This window comes from Paenibacillus sp. USHLN196 (genome assembly GCF_037144955.1).
GTDB lineage: Bacteria > Bacillota > Bacilli > Paenibacillales > Paenibacillaceae > Paenibacillus > Paenibacillus xylanexedens_C.
This window is the reverse complement of the sequence record NZ_JBBCYH010000008.1, coordinates 94,945-114,253: the sequence shown is the minus strand read 5'-3', so window position 1 is coordinate 114,253 and position 19,309 is coordinate 94,945. Positions and strand designations below refer to the sequence as shown.

The following is a 19,309-nucleotide window of genomic DNA, read 5'->3' as shown; positions in this document are numbered from 1 at the left end:
ATTGGTCAATGAAATTAATACAGAAAGGTGTTCATGCATGCTTGCAATTCTAATCTTAGGTTCACTTCTGCTTTTTAGTCTTCTATGGTACACCCTATCCTTTCTCTCCAAACGAAGTCAGAATCCCGATCGCTCATCGGCGATTGTCCTGCGAATAATCTTAAGCATCTCAACTCTGGTACTCATCGTTCAAGTCTACATACTTAAAGGAAACCCATATAACTTTATTTTAATATTAGTATTTATCGCTTCATTAATAGCCACTCGTTCTTTAACGGTACGAACAAAAAGAAATAAATAAAAAATAATAGGCCTTGGCCCTATACTGTAATCCTGCAACTAATCCAAAAAGGCCAACCAGACGTTCCTGGTTGACCTCAAGTCCAAGATTCATGAAAAATTTCGCCTGATAAAATAACTTGGTGTGCAGCTCCAAGCATGACAATAACTGTTGACCACATTGCTGCCATAAGGAGAATACGTTTTGTCGTCCGGGTCGTAGAGCTCCCAGAAAGTGTCCGCTCCATCCTTTAACATACCGCCCCAATACCTTCGGATCTGGTCCAATGCCTTCTCCTCTTCCCCGCACATAAGCAATGCATCAACATAATGATGAACCATGTACGGCGTGGTCATGCCAATAGCTTCTCCGTTACTCGTTAACCGATCAAGTAATTGCCGGGCCGCTGGAGCATCCATGATCTCAGCCAGAACCATCCACACTTGCGAAGCCCAGGATACCTGTCTTTTTTCACCACTGACGAAAAAGCCCTGTTCACCATCCCACAGATATGTGAGAGCTGCTTGCTCAGCGTCTTTGATGTGTGCGTTAATCCATTCCTCATACTCCGGCAGCCCTAGTTCTTTGGCAATCAACCTTCCCCTTTTCATACTATAGATGAGAACTGCCTGAGCACCCGCCTGTTTATTTAATTCTTCATGCCAGTCCAGAAAACAATACCACGTATCGTCATCCCGTACGATGCCCCGCTGATCGAGCCGCTTAAGCCCAACTTCAACCTGTTCTCGAGCCACCGGCCAAAGTTCTTCCAGCGTTTCCCTGTCGTTGGTAGCTTCAAAATAGTCCCATAATGTTGCAATAAAGAACAACGCATAGTCGTATAGGTAAATATCATCCACGTACGGTTCCGATTGTTCGTACAAACAGGCTCCTACCTGGCCGCCTTCCAATCTCGTTCCGGCAAAGAGATACAGGCAACGCTTGACGAGATCATTACAGCCGAATGTTTCATAATTGACTAGGGCCTGAAGGCGAAGATCCCCGATCCATAAACGTCGATCGCGCTTCGGCCCATCTTCGAATACCGTCTGCATGCAATCCCGGAGCGTCTTCATTGCCACGCGATCCATTTCCACCAGCTCTTTGTCGATACCTTCAGGCAATCGAGGTACTGACTCCATGTCTGCTGAGGTCACCGTCATGCAATACACATCGTTCATTCGAATATCGTAACGGATCGACGTTTCTACCACCTCGATTGTCAGATACCGAAAGGCATACCGACGGTCCAGTGTTAGCGTGCCGGGTAACACGTCTACAGTCACTATCTCATCCTGAAGCCACGAACGGCTAAGCCAACCCGAATATCCTGCAAAATCCTCACCGACCTCACAGGGCATTTCTCCGAATGTAAGCTTCAACCTGAGAGGTGCATCTGCATTACTGCGCTCGTTAAGAAGCGACAAGGTTAGATAACCGACGAGATGCTCCCCGAAATCCAGCGTAACACGTTCTCCCTTGCACAGCACTTGATCGGACAAGTGCTCCGCTGGGCCAAGCGGCACGATACGCCATCCCTGAAAAGCCGCCGCATCCGGAACTACGCTCACGATATGTTCCGGATAGACCTTTTGCTGGCGAAGCTCCGGCATCAGACACTGCGCTTTTTCCAGCCAGACTGTGTTTATCACTTTTTCACTCATTGCAGTGTCCTCCTTATCCTTTGACCGCCCCAACGGTCATACCACCGATAAAATATTTTTGCAGGAACAGAAACGCCAGCAGCAACGGTAGCGCGCACAGAAAGCACGCTGCAAACAGGACATTCCACTGCGTGGGGTTTTGCTGATCGCCCAAAAATCCGAGCATGGCCAGTGGTAACGGTGAATCTCCTGCGCTGGAAATAAAGATCATATTGAAGAAATAATCGTTCCAGATCCAGACACCTTGCGTAATAATGACCGAAACCGTTACAGGAATAAGTAAGGGAAACACGACGGTCCAGAACCGTTGGAATACTCCCGCCCCATCGATGTGCGCCGCTTCTTCTACCTCCTCAGGCACACCGCTTCGAATGAAGCCCGTGTACAGGAAAGTTGAAAACGGCAGACTGCACGTAATGAACATGAAAATAGGCGTATATTGATTCGTTGGGATATACAGCGCATTAATCATTTGCACGATCGGTATCAATACCATTTGGGCAGGAACCACGAGTCCGGACAAAAAAAACAAATACATAAACTTACTTAACTTTGTCTTCAAACGAGCCATCGGGTAGGACGCCATCGCCGCAAGCAGGACAACGAACACGACCGATACGCCGGTTAACACCATGCTGTTCCACAGCGCTTCCGGAAAGTGCATGCGGTCGAAGGCAGCCTTGTAACTTGCAAAAGACATATCCCGGAACAGGACCAGCGGATTCGTGTTGTTGCTTGGATCTCGGAGTGATGTCGAGAAGGCAATAATTAACGGAATCAGGTTTAATGCCATCACTAACAACACGACGACCTGAACGGACCCTTTCCCCAAAACTTTACGAAGCGTCATGCCGACACCTCCCGTTTGTTCATTTTCAGTACAAAAACAGCGGTAATGACGATAATCACGGCAAAGGAGATGACGCCCAGAGCCGAAGCTTTACCAAAGAGCTGTTCGGTAAATGCCATCTTGTATATGGTATAAATCAGCGTGTTGGTAGCCGTACCGGGACCGCCATTCGTCATGATAAACGGGAAGTCGAACGCTTTGAGTCCATTGATCAAACTTAACGTCACGTTGATTGTAATCGCTGTTGCCAGTAATGGAATCTTCACATGTCGCAGCAATCTCCAGGAACCGCAGCCATCAATCCGTCCGGCTTCCAACAAGTCGCTCGGAACAGTCTGTAGTCCTGCAAGGAAGATAATCATTGTCGTTCCGATCGTCTTCCAGATTTCCACGAAGATAATAGAATACAGCGCGGTCGAGTAATCACCCAGGAAATTTAGTTCATTTGCGATACCCAGTTTATCGAGAAAGGAAGAAATCAGCCCGTAATCCGGCATATAGACGTAGCTCCACAAAAATCCGACGACGATCGCACTGAACAATGTGGGAATATACGCCAGGGAACGGTAAATCCCAGTTCCTCTTATTTTCATGTTTAACAGCAAAGCCATTGCTAAACCGATGATATTGCCAGCTATGACGGTGACGAACGTATAGATCAGTGTATTTTTCAATGAAATGCCAAGGATGTCGCTGCGGAACAATTCCTTGTAGTTGTCGAGACCGATATAGTTATAGGCTTGGGCGTACCCGTTATAGTCCGTTATGCTGTACTGGAACAACCGCAGGATCGGGAAGATCCAGAAGGTCAGGTAGAAGATCAATGCCGGCAAGGCAAACCAGTACATGGACTTTTTCATTACAGTAGAGCTCATACTGCTCCGTCCTTTCCAAGAGGGCCTGCGGCAAGGGAAGAAGGACAGGCACTCTCCCCTTTACAGCAGACAGCATCGTTTTGTTCTAATTTTTCCACAGTTCTCTGAACTTGGTTTCCATGGCGTTTGCCACATCTTCTGGCGTTGTTTTCTGTCCAGCGATAATCTCGGCAAACTTTGCCTGCATGACATCCGATACTCCGGCTGGCCACATCTGGTTGCTGAAGTAGACGGAATTTCCAGTTTGTTGATAGTTGTCATTCACTTCCTTAAATAATTCATTTTCAAGCTCTACGTCCTTATATACGCTGATGGAACTGTTGGCTTCCACAAATGCCTTGAACAGATCTGATTCACCATCGAACAGGTAGTTCAGTACTTCCTTGGCTGCATCCAGGTTTGCCGATTTGGCGTTCAAAGCGTATCCGGCAGATGTTGCAGCAGATACAAACACCGGGTGTTCCGGCTCGTTACCTGGCAATGAGGCGAATCCGCGAGTAAATTCGGCAGCGCCTTTGGACGTCATGGAGGCATAATCCCATGTTCCCGTAAAGGTCATTGCTGCTTTTCCGTCGATAAACAACTGCGCAGATTGGGCACTACCAATGCCAAGCGAGTTTTTGACCACGTAGTTCTTATCATAGAGCTCTTTGTATTTGGATATGGTTTGAACCCACTTGGGATCGGTCAGCGATTTTTCGCCGTTTTGCAGTTTGACATCAAAATCCAGTTCATTCGGATACACGACATTGGCTGCAATCGGATACATCCCGAATTGGATCATCCAAGGGTCCTTGTCACCCATCGCAATTGGTGTTACGCCTGCTGCCTGCAACTTTTGACACAACTCCAGAAATGAAGGCCAATCCTTCGGAAACTCGGAATATCCTGCCTGCTGTAACAACTCCTTATTGTAATACACGCCCAGGAAGTCCAGTCCCTCAGCAACCCCGTAAGGTTTACCCTCATAGGACATATCGTCCTTCGCTCCTTGGCTGATGCTGTCCCAGAACTTCAGATCTGAGAGATCTGCAGCAAAGCCAGCCTTTGCAAAATCAATAACACCCCCAGCCGCATTCTTCGGGAAAATCCAGAAAATGTCTGGTCCCTGTCCAGCCGCAAGCTTGGTTCGAACAGATGTATTGTATTGATCATCAGGCAACTTTTGTACTTCCAAGTTAATGTTCGGGAACTTCTCTTTGACTAGACGCGGCAAGGTCTCCAACTCGAAATCCTCTCCCTCGGACGCCTTGTTTCCCGAAAGCATCATCGTCAACGTAATTGGCTTTTCTGACTCATCTGTACTTCCGTTGTTGGTATCCGTACCGCTCCCCTCTTGGCTACTGGAGCTGCATGCGCTCAGAAACATCATGAGGAGTACCAAAGTTAGGGACCACAGTCGTTTTCTTTTTTTCATCTTGTCATTCCCCCAATTCATGTTTATTCTTGCTTTGTGCACATTCTCATCATACGGTGGGCAAAAGTGCATTTGCTTTGGCTCGTATGGTGCACTATTTTTAGAATTGACAAATGGCGGGAGGAGCACGTATGATTCTGTTCAATATCAAAACTAAACTTTTTCTGGTCCTCGTCCTCGTATCGATCGTGCCAATTATCGTCGTTTCTGTCAGTTCCTATCGCAGTTACACGAAGCTGGTGAATGAGCAGACCTCTCTCGTGACGTCGACAACTATAGGTAATTCGGTCAAGAGTATGGAGGAAATATTACAGAATATCGACCGGATCTCCGTCACACTCCTTCAGCAGTCTTCCAATGCAACCGCTTACAGTACTGTGAGTGATGAACTAATCAAGTTGAACGGTACCAACGACCAATATGAAATCTTCATGATCCGCAGCAAATTGAAATTGATTTTCGAAAATATTCTGCTTGGTTACAATTACATCAATGGTTTGTACCTTTTCACACCAGATGGCAAATGGATAAGCTACGGCAGTAGCGGGACAGACCTACGTCTCGATTATGTCGCCCTTCGCGATGAGTGGTATCTGGATACGATCCAGCGTAAAGGCGATTTGTACATTGGTGAAGTTGGCGTCAAACCTTACATCATTAACGCCAAGGAATCTATTGGCTTCTCCAGAGCCCTCTACGATCCCAACAACAACGAGTTCCTTGGCGTGTTTATGTTGGATTGCAGCATGAACATTTTTGACGGTCTAAAACGTAACCCGGCACCAAGCTTATCCAATCTATATCTGGCGAACGACGATGGCGAGATCCTGTACTCCACCGACGGAAGTAGAGTTGGCACGCCTCTCTCCGATTCTCTGGCTGCGGCAACGCATCAAGTCGACAACAGTTCACAGTACAAATCAATCCAAGATAACATGATGACGGTAATCCAGAAGGTTCCCGGCCGCAATTGGAACGTGATTGCCAATATCTCTATGGATCGGCTGTATGAGGAGTACAACATCTCGCAAAAGTTGCTGTTATACGTGGCCGTAAGCTGTGCCGTCATTTTCCTTTTACTTTCCTTTTTCTTGTCCAACCTGATCACCAAACCCATCATTGAATTGACCAAACTGATGCGCAAAACCAAATCTCATCGTTTTGTGACCATCAAGCCTCAAGTAACGAGGCAAGTCGACGAGATTGGAATCCTTTACCATGAGTTCAACAAAATGATGAAAGACATCGATACGCATATCCGAGAAAGTTACCAGAATAAAATCCTCATGCTGGACTCCCAGATGAAGGCATTGGAAGCACAGATCAACTCCCATTTCCTCTACAATACGCTGGAGTCGATTAATAGCATTGCCGAGATCGAAGAAGTCGAGAGTATTGTGGTGATGACCAAGTCACTTGGGGACATGTTCCGCTACAGCATCAAAACGGACAGTGAGCTGGTCGCGGTCAGCGAAGAACTCCAGCATGTAGAAAACTACATGGCCATCCAGCAGATTCGGTACGGTGACAAGTTCGCGTTCAACCTCAATGTGGACCCGGAGATTCGGAGTCGTCGCATGCTGAAACTTCTGTTGCAACCACTCGTGGAAAATGCCATCTATCACGGGTTGGAGAACAAACGTGGAAAGGGTTCCGTCACCATTACCGGTTTGTTTCAGGGGGACAGCATCGTGTTCGAAATCTGGGACGATGGCGTTGGCATGTCCTCAACACAAGCGGAGGAACTGCGACAATTGCTCCAGCAGCCACCTGAATTCGTCGCCGTTGGTCAAAGGCATAAACAAAGCATCGGGATCAAAAACGTGCATTCACGAATTGCTTTGTATTACGGGGAGGGTTACGGCCTTTCGTTTCATAGCGATTTGAATACAGGAACCCGAATTACACTCGAAATTCCGGCCAATTGGGAAAAGAGGTGACCAAAGAGATGTACACGTATATCGTTGTGGACGATGAACCCTTGATCCGCAAAGGTTTGTTGAAAAAAATTGGGTCTTTCGAGCACTCGCTTGAACTCTTAGGCGAAGCAGATAACGGCGCAGATGCCCTAGCTTTGATTGAATCGTTCAAGCCGGACATTATCTTTACGGACATGCGCATGCCTGAGGTCGACGGCAAGCTGCTGATCAGGACAGTATGCCAGCAGTATCCGCGCATCAAGTTAATTGTCATTAGCGGGCATACCGATTTTGATTATATGCAGGAGGCAATCGCTGCGAAAGTTGTAAATTACCTGCTGAAGCCTTTTAGCCGGGACGAGATCCACGGTACACTCCACCAAGCCATCCATGCCATCGAACAGGAGCGCTCTCTTCAGCGGGAAGTCGTTCTAAGAGAAGTAGAAACGGAGCAGATGAAAAGGGATGCCGACATGCAAGCCTTCCTGAATTATGTGCTGGCTCCCCATTCATCCATCAAAACACCTGTGTTCCGCTCTGCGGTATTTGCCGACATCATGGCATCTGACCAGTTCATTTTATTGACGATTTATGGTCCTCAACCGCTTAGAGCACAGCAACTACCTACCTTTTCGAATGGCCTGTACATTCCTCATCCACAAACGGATCAGCTACTGTTTTTCCTGATGCATGATCTGGGTTGCACAGGCCACCTGGATTTGCAGAAAATGGCGGTACAAACAGCGAGTATGATTTTGTCCAAATCCGAAACTACGGATTGTTGTGTGGGGATCAGCTTGCCGCATACAGGCATTGGTGGTGTCCGAGAAGCTCACCATCAAACGATCCTTGCGCTGGACGAACGAGCCATTACCGATTTCGGCAAATGTTACGTATTTTCACAGGAGCAAATTCCTTTACATCAACTGAAGTGGGCTCGAACGTATGAACTGTTATTTTTTATAGAGAGCGGGAATGTGCCGAAGGTGGAAGAGCTCCTCACCGATTTCTTTGCCTTCTACATACGCCAGCCTGACGCCTTGCTTGCCCACCTGAAAGAGCAGTGCAGAGACATCATTACGGAAACCAAACGGCTGCTGAGTAACTATATCCAGAACGGAGGTAACAGTAGCGCCTCCTCCAGCTTGGAGGCCGTCCTGAACGTCTCGTTCGATATGGAGTGCATTAGGCATTACATGGTAAAGGTGCTGACGGGAACAGCCCTTCTGCTTAAGGAAGATAACCCCTACGCATCAGATCAAGTAATCGACAACGTCAGGACATATATCGATAATCACTATACCAAGGATTTAACGTTGGAATGGGTATCGTCCCTGTTCTACCTTAACCCGAGTTACCTCAGTTATTTATTTAAAGAAAAGACATCCGAGAACTTCACTGATTACGTAAACCGACTACGGATTAAGCAAGCCAAGCAGCTCTTAACGAGCACAGACGATAAAATCTACCGGGTTGCCAAACAGTTGGGTTACGACAATCCAAAATATTTTTTTCGGGTGTTTAAAAAATTGACCGGTTGGACCCCAGAGGAATACCGAAAGCAACACAAATCCTTCACCGCAAACAACAAGGAACCAGGCCATGCATGATGGCCCAGTTCCTTGTTTTCGTTGTTGTGGTTCTTAGTGGTGCAGCTGTTCTACTATCCGGTCATGCACACGGACAATGACTGTTGCTAGTTGTGCCCGTGTCAGGGTGCTCTGTGGTTGTAGCAGTTTATCCGGCGTACCTTGGAATATACCAAGCTGAATAGCCGTTGCCATGGCTGCCCGGTTATTTGGTCTCAGCTGGGCCTGATCCTTAAAATCTTCCAGCCATGATTCAACCTCTGCTTCCGGCAGTTTCGTATCCACCCCAGATAAGTTCAGCGCACGAACGAGCACCATTGCCATGTCCTCACGTGACATAGGGGCATTCGGCAGGTACTGCCCTTCTTCCATTAGGCCATATTCCTTGGAGGCTCGCAAAATCGGATCAAACCATTTCTCGTTTGCTGCCGCTCCTCCCGGCTCCATTCCTAACGCATTCAAGGCAGTCATCAACGTTTGGGCTGATGTTGTCGTTCCCTGGGGTTGCATGCGGCGTTCCGATACGCCATTGATCAACAGCAAGCTGTTGGATTTGGCTATGTCTTTGGCATACCAGGCTGAAGGCTTAACGTCAACAAATTCGCGGTGCGAGTGAATCGCTACGTACGTGCCTCCTTGATTTAGCAGTACTTTCCATACCTTGTTTCCGTTGGTGTCTTTGGTCAACACGCCGGGCACCGGCGTAAGTTGGCCTCCTTCCCCAACGTACGCGATTGTTGTGGAGTTTGCAGCTACGACATCGTTAACAGGCAGCGTTGCAATGACATACGTGTTCTGCTTATCTTTGATGGATACGTTCCATGGATCACCAATGACCCGAATGCCAGATGAGCGGATACGTGCTGCCTTAGCTTGATCAGCAACATCTCCCGTTTGCACGGTCACGACAGCAGAAACATTGCCCTCCGAATCCGTATTCGCCTTCAGTCTCGGACCCGGATGCTGGTGGCTTAACAGGAATTCCAACACTACCTGATCCAGGCGTGCTTGGCGAATCAGGATTTGTTCCTGGATTTGTACCTGGACTTCCTGGATTCGTTCCCGGCTCTTTCAACGTAAATGACAAACTGTCAATCCGAAGATCCGGTTCATGAAACACCAGATACAGATCATGTACGCCGCTCACGGCAGCAGAAATATCTGCCTCTACGTCAACGTATCCTAATTCCTTGACCATCACGTTAGCATTGCTAATCTTGTAGGAGACAGGTTCTGTCACCGGTACGTTCCATACAGCAAGCGGTGTTGTATCGAGCGCATCCGCATGCAATGAGATCGTGCCACCCTGCACATTAGATGCGACAGTTGCCTTCACCTTCTGCACACCTGTCAAGTCAGCCTTAGGCAACGCGATCCACGATCCATTTTGTTTGGACCGAACTGCGTAATAGCCTCCAACAATCGCTTTGGCTTTTAATTGGGCTGCCGTGCGTTCCTTGGATACTTCGTGGTAAACGACTTCGTTCGAAGCAAACGCATGATCAAATACATTTAAGGACTGGGTAAGGGGTAAGGCCGCAATCGACTTCCCACCAATGCTTAATGCCCTCGATACTTGCACATCTGCATCACCAGCTGACGTTCCGATCATGAATTCATAATTGCCCTGTTCAACAATCCATTCGCTCCGATTCACATCCCATAATGCCAGGGTTTGCGGATCGACCTGCAACAGGACTTCTTTTGTTTCATCCGGAGTGAGATGGATCTTCTCAAATGACACCAGTTTCTTTTTGGGCGCATGTGCGCCGTATGCAGAGTTGCTGTTACGGGCGTACAGCTGCACAACCTCGGAAGTGGCTACGTCTCCTGTATTGGTTACGCGGACCGACATCGTGAATGGTTCATCTCCCGTAACAGAAGACGGTACAGTCAGGGAATCGTACGTAAAATCAGCATACGATAATCCGTAACCAAACGGATAGGTCACCGTGGCATCTGTATACATATAAGTCAACTCAGATTCAATAGGATCTGCATTCGTCATATCAACCGTAAATCGCGGGTCGATGTCCTCAAGGCCAGAAATGTTACCTTCTGGTATAACATATGGACTAATGGAAGGGAATGCATCCATCCCCGTATACCATGTGGACGTCAGGCGTCCTGTCGGCGCGTAATCTCCGTACAACACCTGGGCCAGAGCATACGAATCGTATTGACCGCCATATGGCTGGTAAACGATCGCTGAGATGTTAGGGTTGTTCTGAATGCGCTCCAGGTTTACAGGGAAGCTCGATTTAACCACGACAACGGTTTTCTTACCCTGGACTGCAAAGGCAGCAGATACTTTGTCGACCAATTCATAATCAGCCTCGCCCATATCGAGGGTAGACCGGTCGTTCCCTTCTCCTGCGCTATGACGTGGAATTGCTCCGACAAAGACGATGGCGTAATCGTCTTCCGTGGCTCTTGCTACTGCCTCTTCGCCCACGTTCTTCACAACGGCCTTCTCAAACTTCACCTCATCCGGACGATTCGCAGCATTATCCTTGCTTCCCAGTGGAGATGATGTTGTCACGAGCTTACCAGCATCATCTACCTTGATAAAGCGTCCGTTGGCATAATACCAGTTGGTAAAGTCACCAGAGAATCCTGTACGGTACCCATTGGTAACAATAGACATTGACCCATCCTCGTTCGTTTCCATTCGTAATGTTGGGGGTATGGCACTCGTATCACCCATCATCTCAGGAAGGTTCCAATCATTGTTCGTCAGATTGAGGCTGGTACGATCCGTATTGCCAACTGCTGCATGATTTGTCGCAGGGGAAGTCACCCAACGCTGATTATACAGCGACAATAAACTTGAACCCGCTTGACCCCAATCGTACACTCGGAACAAGTGGGAGAAACTGGCCTCATCTGGGGCATCCGAAGTTGTGATGAGCTGTGCTCCCTCCGTGCCTGCATTCGGGCTGTACACGTCTGCCGTGACCGTTTGTTGATTCGCTTTAGAGGTTAGTGCAATGACTTCATTTCCTGGGGCATAGTTTACGTTACTGCTGCCATTCATTTTAATGATGGAGAGCAGTGGAGATTCACCGGAGTTTTCCAGCGCAGGTGTCGTGCCCACTGAATACGTCGTCTTGAAGCGCGCGTCAGCATACACCCCAGAAACAGCAGCGTTATTTCCTTTTTCCAGCGGAAGTGTGCCGTCATTTTTCAACAAAACAACGCTCTCCTGTGCCGCTTGAAGTGCTATTTCCTGATGGTCCACTTGGTTATAATCGGAAGGCGGAGACGTCCTGACGTCCCTTGCTTCCTGGGCAAAAGGATAGTTTTTCGGTATGCCCTGCTCATCAGTTTCATTAAAAATCCCCAAACGCACCAGCTGGTTTACATGTGGTCTGGCTGCTTCTATAAGCTCTTCCTCGGTAATTCCATATTCCCCCTGCTCCACGAGCGCCACCAGATCGGTCACATCCGCAGGTGTCGTCCCTGACGGCCGACCCGCATTCGCCTGGGCAAGCGCCATGAGAACCGTTGCATGACCGCGGTCCACGGCATAGCGGTCGTCATATCCATTTCCGAGTTGGTTCGCGTTGGATACAATCGCATCTCCATTGAAATCGGGCGAGCTGTATACGCCATATTTCGCGTCCAAATTGGCCAATAATTGTAGCGGGGAAAGGATGTTTGGAATGCCGTTTGTCCGGCCATAAGATGTCATTGTGCCCGCCAGCGCACCTGATTCAAATCCAGGGAGCGCGGCTCTGGTTTGGTATTCAAACAATGAACGCGCGCTTGCGCTGTTACTCGCGGTCTGCCGGAACCACTGTGCGTTATATACGGAATAATGCTTTGTCCCCACCGCGGCCCTCATCCAGAATCCATCTTCGCTGGTGGACTGGTCAATTCCACTAAGACCCGAAGCCATCTTGTCGATCAAGACTCCGGCCATATTCGGATCTTCAGAGAATCCTTCATCGAAGCGACCGCTAAGCGGGTTGATACGCATATCACTGACAACACTGAACGCCACGCTTAGGGAAGGATCATTGCCCCCATGAATGTTGGATTCGCCCTGCTTGACCTTTAATTTGCTGATTTTCTCATTCCCCATCACTTCCCCGATATCGGACAAAAGCTCTTTGTTCCAACTCTGTCCCATGCCAATCAGAGCAGGAAAATCAGTCGAGACACCCTGAACATTATCTGCAGCGGATAACGCTCCGGGAATGACTTTGCCCGCATGTTTTCCCAGCTTCAATGTGTAATGGTTTCGCGAACCCGTCACATAAACGGCTGGACCTTCGAGGCCAGTGTATTCGAAATAGGTGTCTACGTATGCATCCAGATGCTCTGGCACGCCATCGAATAATGGCATCCCATCAAAGACACCTCCCTGCTGAGTTTGGAACTTTAACGTACTTGTCGTAGATGCTGATAGTGGCATGGCTCCCCAGGACCCCCATGTCAGACTGACCACGGTGATGACGGCGATCACGTTGCCGCCGATCTTCTGCTTGAAACCTCTAGTCAAAGTCAATGTTAACCCTCCTCTTTTTTTGTAATCGCTTACAATTTGGTGCTCACTCATTATAGTTGGAGGAATGGTACATTTTGTTTATGGGTTGAGGTACAGTATTTTTAGATATTATGGTGCTCGATTTAACCAACATAACTACTCAATGAAAACTATGTTTTTGCGGTAACACAAGCAAGGTCATAGGTCATTTCGATAACTACAACGAATATTCAACCGAGCAATGCCACAAGGCTTGTCCCTAGTTATAACAATCAAAAGGGCGGTTCATAAGTCATCTTCCTGACTTATGAACCGCCCTTACCTTAAATTACTTCATACACATTCATGTAATTTGGTCTTTCTAAAGTACTTTCGTTTACACAACAACGGAGAGGACAGAAATAACCTAAAGAAGCGAAGCGTGCGCCTTTATCCTCGGATTTTACCCTTTAGAAAAGGGAATCCAAAAAATCTGGGGATAACAGCGATCGAAAGATGGTACTGCACTCGTAGTGCCCCCGTGTAAACAACGCTCTTTATCCCACCCAACATTACATCGAATCCCTACCTAAACATCCCCCACAGCTTAATCAGATGAAACGTATTGTTCGGATCAATCTTTTGTGCAAGCACAAAAGCAACGAACTGCTCCTCCTGCGCCGTAGAGAAATTCTCATTCATAATGACTGCCGAAGACTTGACCAACCTTCTGACCTTGGCCTTATCTTGCAAATCAGACTTGGTCACGCCATCAATCAACTTTTTGATACGCTCTTTGACAGCAGGATTTTTCATCTTTAATTTGATCCGCTCCACCAGCTGCGGACTAATTCCATATTGTTGGTAACCCAAAACGTACAGCACCTCCCAAAGAATAAACTCACTTCTTATTCATATGTCAGGAGGGCTTGTACACTTGTCTGTTTTTACAAAGGTAATATGAAAAATTCAGTCGGTGTCAGCAAATCTTAGTCAATGAGATCGCCTTTGAACACTTGCTGTTGCTGCAGGAAATCACGCAAAGGTGCGTAGTCCATAGACGTCCAGAAGGTCGCATCCTCAATCAAGTGGGTTACGTCATCTCTGGCTTGTTCCAGCACAGCAAAATCGGCAACCATGTCGGCAAGACGGAATTCAGGCAATCCGCTTTGTTTTGTACCAAAGAAATCACCCGGGCCCCGGAGATCCAGATCCCGACGAGATACCTCGAATCCATCCTCGGTTTCCGTCATCACCTTCATGCGCTCCTGCCCAACCTCCGTCTTCGGATCAGCAATGAGTACACAATAGGATGCATGGGCCCCACGACCAACCCGACCACGCAGCTGATGCAGCTGGGACAGCCCGAAGCGGTCTGCATCCATGATAACCATCAACGTTGCATTTGGCACATCGACCCCAACCTCCACAACGGTAGTCGAGACGAGAAGCTGAATATCATTGCTGTAGAAGTCACGCATCATCTCTTCTTTCTCCGCTGCCGTCATCCGGCCATGCAGCAGACCCACGCGATATTTCGGAAAGTTCTGCTGCATCTGTACATGCAGATCAATGGCATTCTGGACATCCAGCTTCTCAGACTCTTCAATGAGTGGACAGATCAGATAGGCCTGACGTCCCTGATCCACTTCTCTGGAGATAAACCCGAGTACTCGCTCCATCATGTCATGTTTGACCCAATACGTAGAGATGGGAATCCGTCCCTTCGGACGTTCCGAGATCGTGGATACTTCAATATCACCAAAAGCTGTAATCGCCAATGTCCGCGGTATAGGCGTTGCCGTCATCGTTAACACGTCCGGATTATATCCTTTACGACGTAAAACGCTGCGCTGATTCACACCGAAGCGATGCTGCTCGTCCGTCACCACAAGACCTAGATCACGGAAGAAAACATCTTCCTGAATCAGGGCGTGTGTACCCACCACGATATCAATCATGCCCATTTGCAACGATGCGATCAGATCTTTACGCTTACGCCCATTTACACTGCCCGTTAACAGCCCTACAGTCACCCCAAACGGTTCAAACAGCTTTTGCAGTGACCGCATATGCTGCTCTGCCAAAATCTCTGTAGGCACCATCAGAGCCCCCTGAAAACCGGATCGAACCGTTGTATATAGGGCAATCGCGGCAATCACCGTTTTACCCGAACCTACATCACCCTGCAGTAATCGGTTCATTGCATACGGTGAGCGCATATCGTGCAGGATCTCAAGCTCCACCTTTTTCTGGGCATCTGTCAATTCAAAAGGCAGACTGCGCACAAACTCGCGAATCGTTGTATTGTCCGTAGTATGTACCACGCCATCCATGCGATTCCGGTTCAACGCACGATACGCCTGCATTTTCAACTGGAACAGAAACAGTTCTTCGTACACCATCCGCTGTCTGGCCTGTTGACCTTCCCGGTTATCTTGCGGACGATGGATTCCAGCAATCGCCTGCTTGCGTGGCATCAAACTATATTTCTTCATCAACGATTGGGGCAGAATCTCGGGAATCATATCTCCGAATTGGATTAATCCCTGATTGATCGTTTTGCGCATCCATTGTTGCGTGAGCTTGCCGGTTACCGAGTATACAGGTTGCAGTGTGCCTGAACGCCCATCCCCTTTATCGGGGAACTCCGAGTCAGTGACCGTCATCTGCATACGTTTTTGTTCCCATTTCCCTGTAATCACAATCTCCCGATTGGGCGTAAGCTGTTCTTTGAGGAAATGGCGATTGAACCACGTTGCTGTAATCATCCACTCTTCCGTCATGATCTTACAGGTCAGACGGGACTTTTTGCCGTATCGTTGTAATACAGGAATACCCATCACCTGTCCCTGGACCGTGATCTTGTCTCCATCCTTCACTTCACTAAGGGAACGCAGACGGTAATCCTCATAACGGAACGGATAATATTCTAGCAAGTCTTTAACAGTAGAGATGCCAAAGGCGTGAAGCTCTCCCTCTTTGAGAGCACTCACGCCGTTAATTTGCTTAACTGATATTTCTTCCAATTTCATGTCTAATCCCTCATTCCGGAACAGGCCACATAAAGATCGCAATGACACCAGGTCCAACATGACTGCCTATTACGGCACCAATATTGGTATAGATCACTTCATTCAGTGTAAAATGACCACGCAGCTGCTCTGCACAAGCGATCGCTGATCCCGGGTCAGCGGTATGACCTACCGCCAGGTTAACCCGTTTGCCTGCAAGATCCTTCTGAAACAGCTCAATTATACGTGCCATTGCTTTTTTATGACCTCTGACTTTCTCAACTGCGTAGATAACGCCTTCTTCATCAATAGACAGGATCGGCTTAATGTTAAGCAGCGTTCCCAAGATGGCTGAAGCTTTGCCAATCCGGCCACCCTTTTGCAGATACTCCAGAGTATCTACGAGAAAGAACAACTTGCGAGATTGTTGCATCCCTTCAATAGCCGCAGCAATTTCGACTGCTGGCTTGCCCAGTTCGGCAAGTTCAGCAGCCTGTACCACCATCAGACCGTATCCATAAGACGCTGACTTCGAATCCAGCACGGTGATGTCACCCTCACGCTCCAGCAAAGACTTGCCGAGCATGGCCGATTGATAGGTACCACTCATGCCGGATGACAGGTGGATGGATACTATCGGGCGTTCCGGATTCTCATCCAGCAGTGCTTGATACACATTCATGAAATCGGTTGGAGATGGCTGTGAAGTTGTAGGCAACACAGATACCTTCTTCAATTTTTCATAGAACTGTTCCGAAGTCAGATCAACGCCATCTGCATATGTTTCTTCCCCGAACACTACACGCAGCGGAACAATGTGAATCCCGTATTTGCGAATGAGTTCTTCGGGAATATCTGCCGTACTATCCGTGACAATCGCAACCTTGTGGCTCATGACTCTCCTCCTATTCACTAGAGCGCTATAAGTACATGTTCAAAAAGTCAACTAGAGACTTTTTGAACAACCTTTATTAGGACTCTACGGAGAACAAATAATAATACACAGGCTGTCCTCCAAGATGTACCTCTACCTCGGCATCAGGATACTGTTCTTCAAGCCATGCAGCGAGGGCAGCGGTAACCTCAGGGTCAGCTTCGTCCCCTTCAAGGATCGTCACCACTTCATCTCCACTCTCCATCATCTGTTTGAGCAGACCTTCACATGCTTGAAGCATGGTTTCATCCGTCGCTACAATTTTGGAGTTATGAATACCGATATAGTGCCCCGCCTTGATATCCAGTTCATCATATTGCGTATCACGAACCGCATGAGTCACTTGACCGGACTGCACCCGGCTGATTGCCTCCAGCATCTGGTCACGGTTCGTTTCAGCAGACTCGTCTTCCTGGAAAGCAAACGCAGCTGCCATTCCCTGTGGGATGGTCTTACTTGGAATAACCGTAATCCGGCGCTCATCTTCAAGCAGTTCACGCGCCTGCTCAGCAGCCAGAACAATATTCGAGTTATTCGGAAGTATAAATACCTGCTGCGCAGCAATTGAACGAACGGCTTTCACAAAATCCTCCGTACTTGGATTCATCGTCTGTCCACCGGACAGAACGACATCGACGCCAAGACTTTGGAAGATCTCTGCAATACCGTCACCGGAGGATACCGCAATAAAACCATACGGTGCCATCTCATCTGCAGGAAGCACAGCCTCTTCCAGGCTTCGCGCTGCCTCAGGTGGAATCTCTGCAAACAACTCAGGTGAAGGCGCAATGTCCATTCCTGCCGTCAGCAGATCCCGATGCTGTTCACGCATATTGAGAATATGAATCTGTGTGATTTCACCATATTGCAGTGCCAGATTTAAAACATCACCTGGTGTCTTGGAATGGACATGAACTTTGATTACTTCATCATCGGCAATGATGATGATCGAATCCCCATTAACTGACAACGCTTTCCGGAACGCTTCGTCATCGAATGCCACTCCTGCGTTCTCTCCAAGCTCACGATTAATGAAAAACTCCATATCATACAGGAACTCAATGTCTTCCGTTTCCAATCTCGCCTGAGCAGACAACGGCATCTCCGGTGAGATTACCTGCTGTGCAGGCTTCGTGACAACCAGTTCTGCCAGTGCAGCCGGTTTCAAAGCAGATGCTGCCACGCCTGGAGTCGCTTCTTTCTTCAAGGAAGTACGATTTCCTCCGTCACTTTGCAGCAACACTTCCATAAAGCCTTCGTAGATATATACAAGCCCCTGACCACCTGAATCCACAACACCAACCTGTTTCAGTACAGGCAGTAATTCCGGAGTCATTGCCAGTGCTTCTTTTGCTTTTAACAAAACTTCATTCATTAATTCAGTAATATCATTCGTCCGTCTTGCGTAGTAGTTGGCATGTTTGGCCGCTTCCTTGGCTACGGTAAGAATGGTCCCTTCAACGGGCTTTACGACAGCTTTGTAAGCTGCATCAACACCGTTCTGCAGGGCTGCTGCAAATTGGAGCGTATTCAGTTCCTCATAGGGAGCAGCTGAACGACTAAATCCACGGAACAATTGCGATAAAATAACTCCCGAATTCCCCCGTGCGCCCATAAGCAAGCCTTTCGATAGAATACCGGCAGCTTCGCCGATGGAGGCAGAACTTTTTCTTTTAATCTCTGCAACTCCTGCACTCATTGTCAAATTCATGTTCGTTCCCGTGTCACCATCCGGCACAGGGAAAACATTCAGGGAATTGACGTGCTCTGCATGCTGTCCAAGTTGTTCCGCTCCGGCAAGTACCATTGCGGTGAAATCTGTTCCATTTAAAGAACGTATACTCAAGTGAGAATTCCCCTTCCTAGCTTGATACACGAACACCTTGCACCAAGATGTGTCTGGTCTGTTCATGCGCTAACGCGGACTGCGTTATTCTTCGTCCATACCTTGTCCGGCACAGGCATACAATACATAATGTCAGCCGGATTAACGGTCTGGGCGGCCGGGCTACCAATATCCTGCACTCTCTGCACCCCTAACTTCGGGGCATACGGATATGCACCGGTATCAAGAGCCGGCATGAATGCCGCATGGAGACTGGTGCCAATTGATGGAATGCCGCAGCTCACAGCGTTGCCAAAAAGCAGACCACCGACCTCTAAGTACGGTTTATTCTCCGACTTCCTCGCGGCAACAGCCTGTTCACCACTGTATTATGGACTATTCAACATTGTACTATATTAGACAGGAGAAATAAATAAAGTTTTTGGATCAGTTGACGAAGCTTTTTTGATT

12 protein-coding genes are annotated in these 19,309 nt (G+C 48.1%); 2 read left to right on the top strand and 10 right to left on the bottom strand.

Features of this window, described 5'->3' with window-relative positions:
* Positions 1-390: 390 nt before the first annotated feature.
* The 4 genes from WFI24_RS19945 to WFI24_RS19930 all read right to left on the bottom strand — a co-directional run bounded on the left by WFI24_RS19945 (position 391) and on the right by WFI24_RS19930 (position 5,086).
* Positions 391-1,944, bottom strand: a complete 1,554-nt coding sequence (locus tag WFI24_RS19945) for an alpha-L-rhamnosidase-related protein (RefSeq protein ID WP_336763612.1) — start codon at positions 1,942-1,944, stop codon at positions 391-393.
* A 13-nt stretch (positions 1,945-1,957) separates the two neighbouring features.
* On the bottom strand, positions 1,958-2,794 hold the full coding sequence (locus tag WFI24_RS19940; RefSeq protein WP_336763610.1) for a carbohydrate ABC transporter permease: 837 nt from the start codon (positions 2,792-2,794) through the stop codon (positions 1,958-1,960).
* Complete coding sequence (locus WFI24_RS19935; RefSeq protein ID WP_145322808.1) at positions 2,791-3,669, bottom strand: carbohydrate ABC transporter permease; 879 nt, start codon at positions 3,667-3,669, stop codon at positions 2,791-2,793. Before WFI24_RS19935 ends, WFI24_RS19940 begins: the two co-directional genes overlap by 4 nt.
* 85 nt (positions 3,670-3,754) lie before the next feature.
* Positions 3,755-5,086, bottom strand: coding sequence for an ABC transporter substrate-binding protein (locus WFI24_RS19930; RefSeq protein ID WP_336763607.1), 1,332 nt, complete (start codon positions 5,084-5,086; stop codon positions 3,755-3,757).
* A 131-nt stretch (positions 5,087-5,217) separates the two neighbouring features.
* On the opposite strand from WFI24_RS19930, the gene WFI24_RS19925 reads away from it, so the two are divergent.
* Together WFI24_RS19925 and WFI24_RS19920 are read left to right on the top strand one after the other, a co-directional pair.
* Positions 5,218-7,026: a sensor histidine kinase gene (locus WFI24_RS19925; RefSeq protein WP_336763605.1), complete on the top strand. Its 1,809-nt coding sequence runs from the start codon at positions 5,218-5,220 to the stop codon at positions 7,024-7,026.
* Between the two features lie 8 nt (positions 7,027-7,034).
* Positions 7,035-8,615, top strand: a complete 1,581-nt coding sequence (locus tag WFI24_RS19920) for a response regulator transcription factor (RefSeq protein ID WP_336763603.1) — start codon at positions 7,035-7,037, stop codon at positions 8,613-8,615.
* 33 nt (positions 8,616-8,648) lie between these two features.
* Here the strand turns inward: WFI24_RS19920 and WFI24_RS19915 are convergent, their stop codons facing one another.
* The 6 genes from WFI24_RS19915 to WFI24_RS19890 form a co-directional block, all read right to left on the bottom strand.
* Positions 8,649-9,500: an S-layer homology domain-containing protein gene (locus tag WFI24_RS19915; protein WP_336763601.1), complete on the bottom strand. Its 852-nt coding sequence runs from the start codon at positions 9,498-9,500 to the stop codon at positions 8,649-8,651.
* Positions 9,472-13,107, bottom strand: coding sequence for a glycoside hydrolase family 3 C-terminal domain-containing protein (locus WFI24_RS19910; protein ID WP_336763599.1), 3,636 nt, complete (start codon positions 13,105-13,107; stop codon positions 9,472-9,474). Before WFI24_RS19910 ends, WFI24_RS19915 begins: the two co-directional genes overlap by 29 nt.
* Positions 13,108-13,650: 543 nt before the next feature.
* Positions 13,651-13,938 (bottom strand): stage VI sporulation protein F, encoded by a 288-nt coding sequence (locus WFI24_RS19905; protein ID WP_062835347.1) that lies wholly within the window; start codon positions 13,936-13,938, stop codon positions 13,651-13,653.
* A gap of 116 nt (positions 13,939-14,054) precedes the next feature.
* A complete protein-coding gene (gene recG / locus WFI24_RS19900) occupies positions 14,055-16,100 on the bottom strand; it encodes an ATP-dependent DNA helicase RecG (RefSeq protein WP_076250891.1) in 2,046 nt (681 codons plus the stop codon).
* A 10-nt stretch (positions 16,101-16,110) separates the two neighbouring features.
* Positions 16,111-16,974 carry a DegV family protein gene (locus WFI24_RS19895; protein WP_336763595.1) on the bottom strand — a complete coding sequence of 288 codons (864 nt, stop codon included), beginning with the start codon at positions 16,972-16,974 and terminating at the stop codon, positions 16,111-16,113.
* Between the two features lie 76 nt (positions 16,975-17,050).
* Positions 17,051-18,859 carry a DAK2 domain-containing protein gene (locus WFI24_RS19890; RefSeq protein ID WP_336763594.1) on the bottom strand — a complete coding sequence of 603 codons (1,809 nt, stop codon included), beginning with the start codon at positions 18,857-18,859 and terminating at the stop codon, positions 17,051-17,053.
* Positions 18,860-19,309 lie beyond the last annotated feature (450 nt).

Excerpts from the sequence above, each read along its gene's own strand:
- WFI24_RS19945 (WP_336763612.1), bottom strand. The coding sequence starts at position 1,944 with ATGAGTGAAAAAGTGATAAACACAGTCTGGCTGGAAAAAGCGCAGTGT.
- WFI24_RS19940 (WP_336763610.1), bottom strand. The coding sequence starts at position 2,794 with ATGACGCTTCGTAAAGTTTTGGGGAAAGGGTCCGTTCAGGTCGTCGTG.
- WFI24_RS19935 (WP_145322808.1), bottom strand. The coding sequence starts at position 3,669 with ATGAGCTCTACTGTAATGAAAAAGTCCATGTACTGGTTTGCCTTGCCG.
- WFI24_RS19930 (WP_336763607.1), bottom strand. The coding sequence starts at position 5,086 with ATGAAAAAAAGAAAACGACTGTGGTCCCTAACTTTGGTACTCCTCATG.
- WFI24_RS19925 (WP_336763605.1), top strand. The coding sequence starts at position 5,218 with ATGATTCTGTTCAATATCAAAACTAAACTTTTTCTGGTCCTCGTCCTC.
- WFI24_RS19920 (WP_336763603.1), top strand. The coding sequence starts at position 7,035 with ATGTACACGTATATCGTTGTGGACGATGAACCCTTGATCCGCAAAGGT.
- recG (WP_076250891.1), bottom strand. The coding sequence starts at position 16,100 with ATGAAATTGGAAGAAATATCAGTTAAGCAAATTAACGGCGTGAGTGCT.
- WFI24_RS19895 (WP_336763595.1), bottom strand. The coding sequence starts at position 16,974 with ATGAGCCACAAGGTTGCGATTGTCACGGATAGTACGGCAGATATTCCC.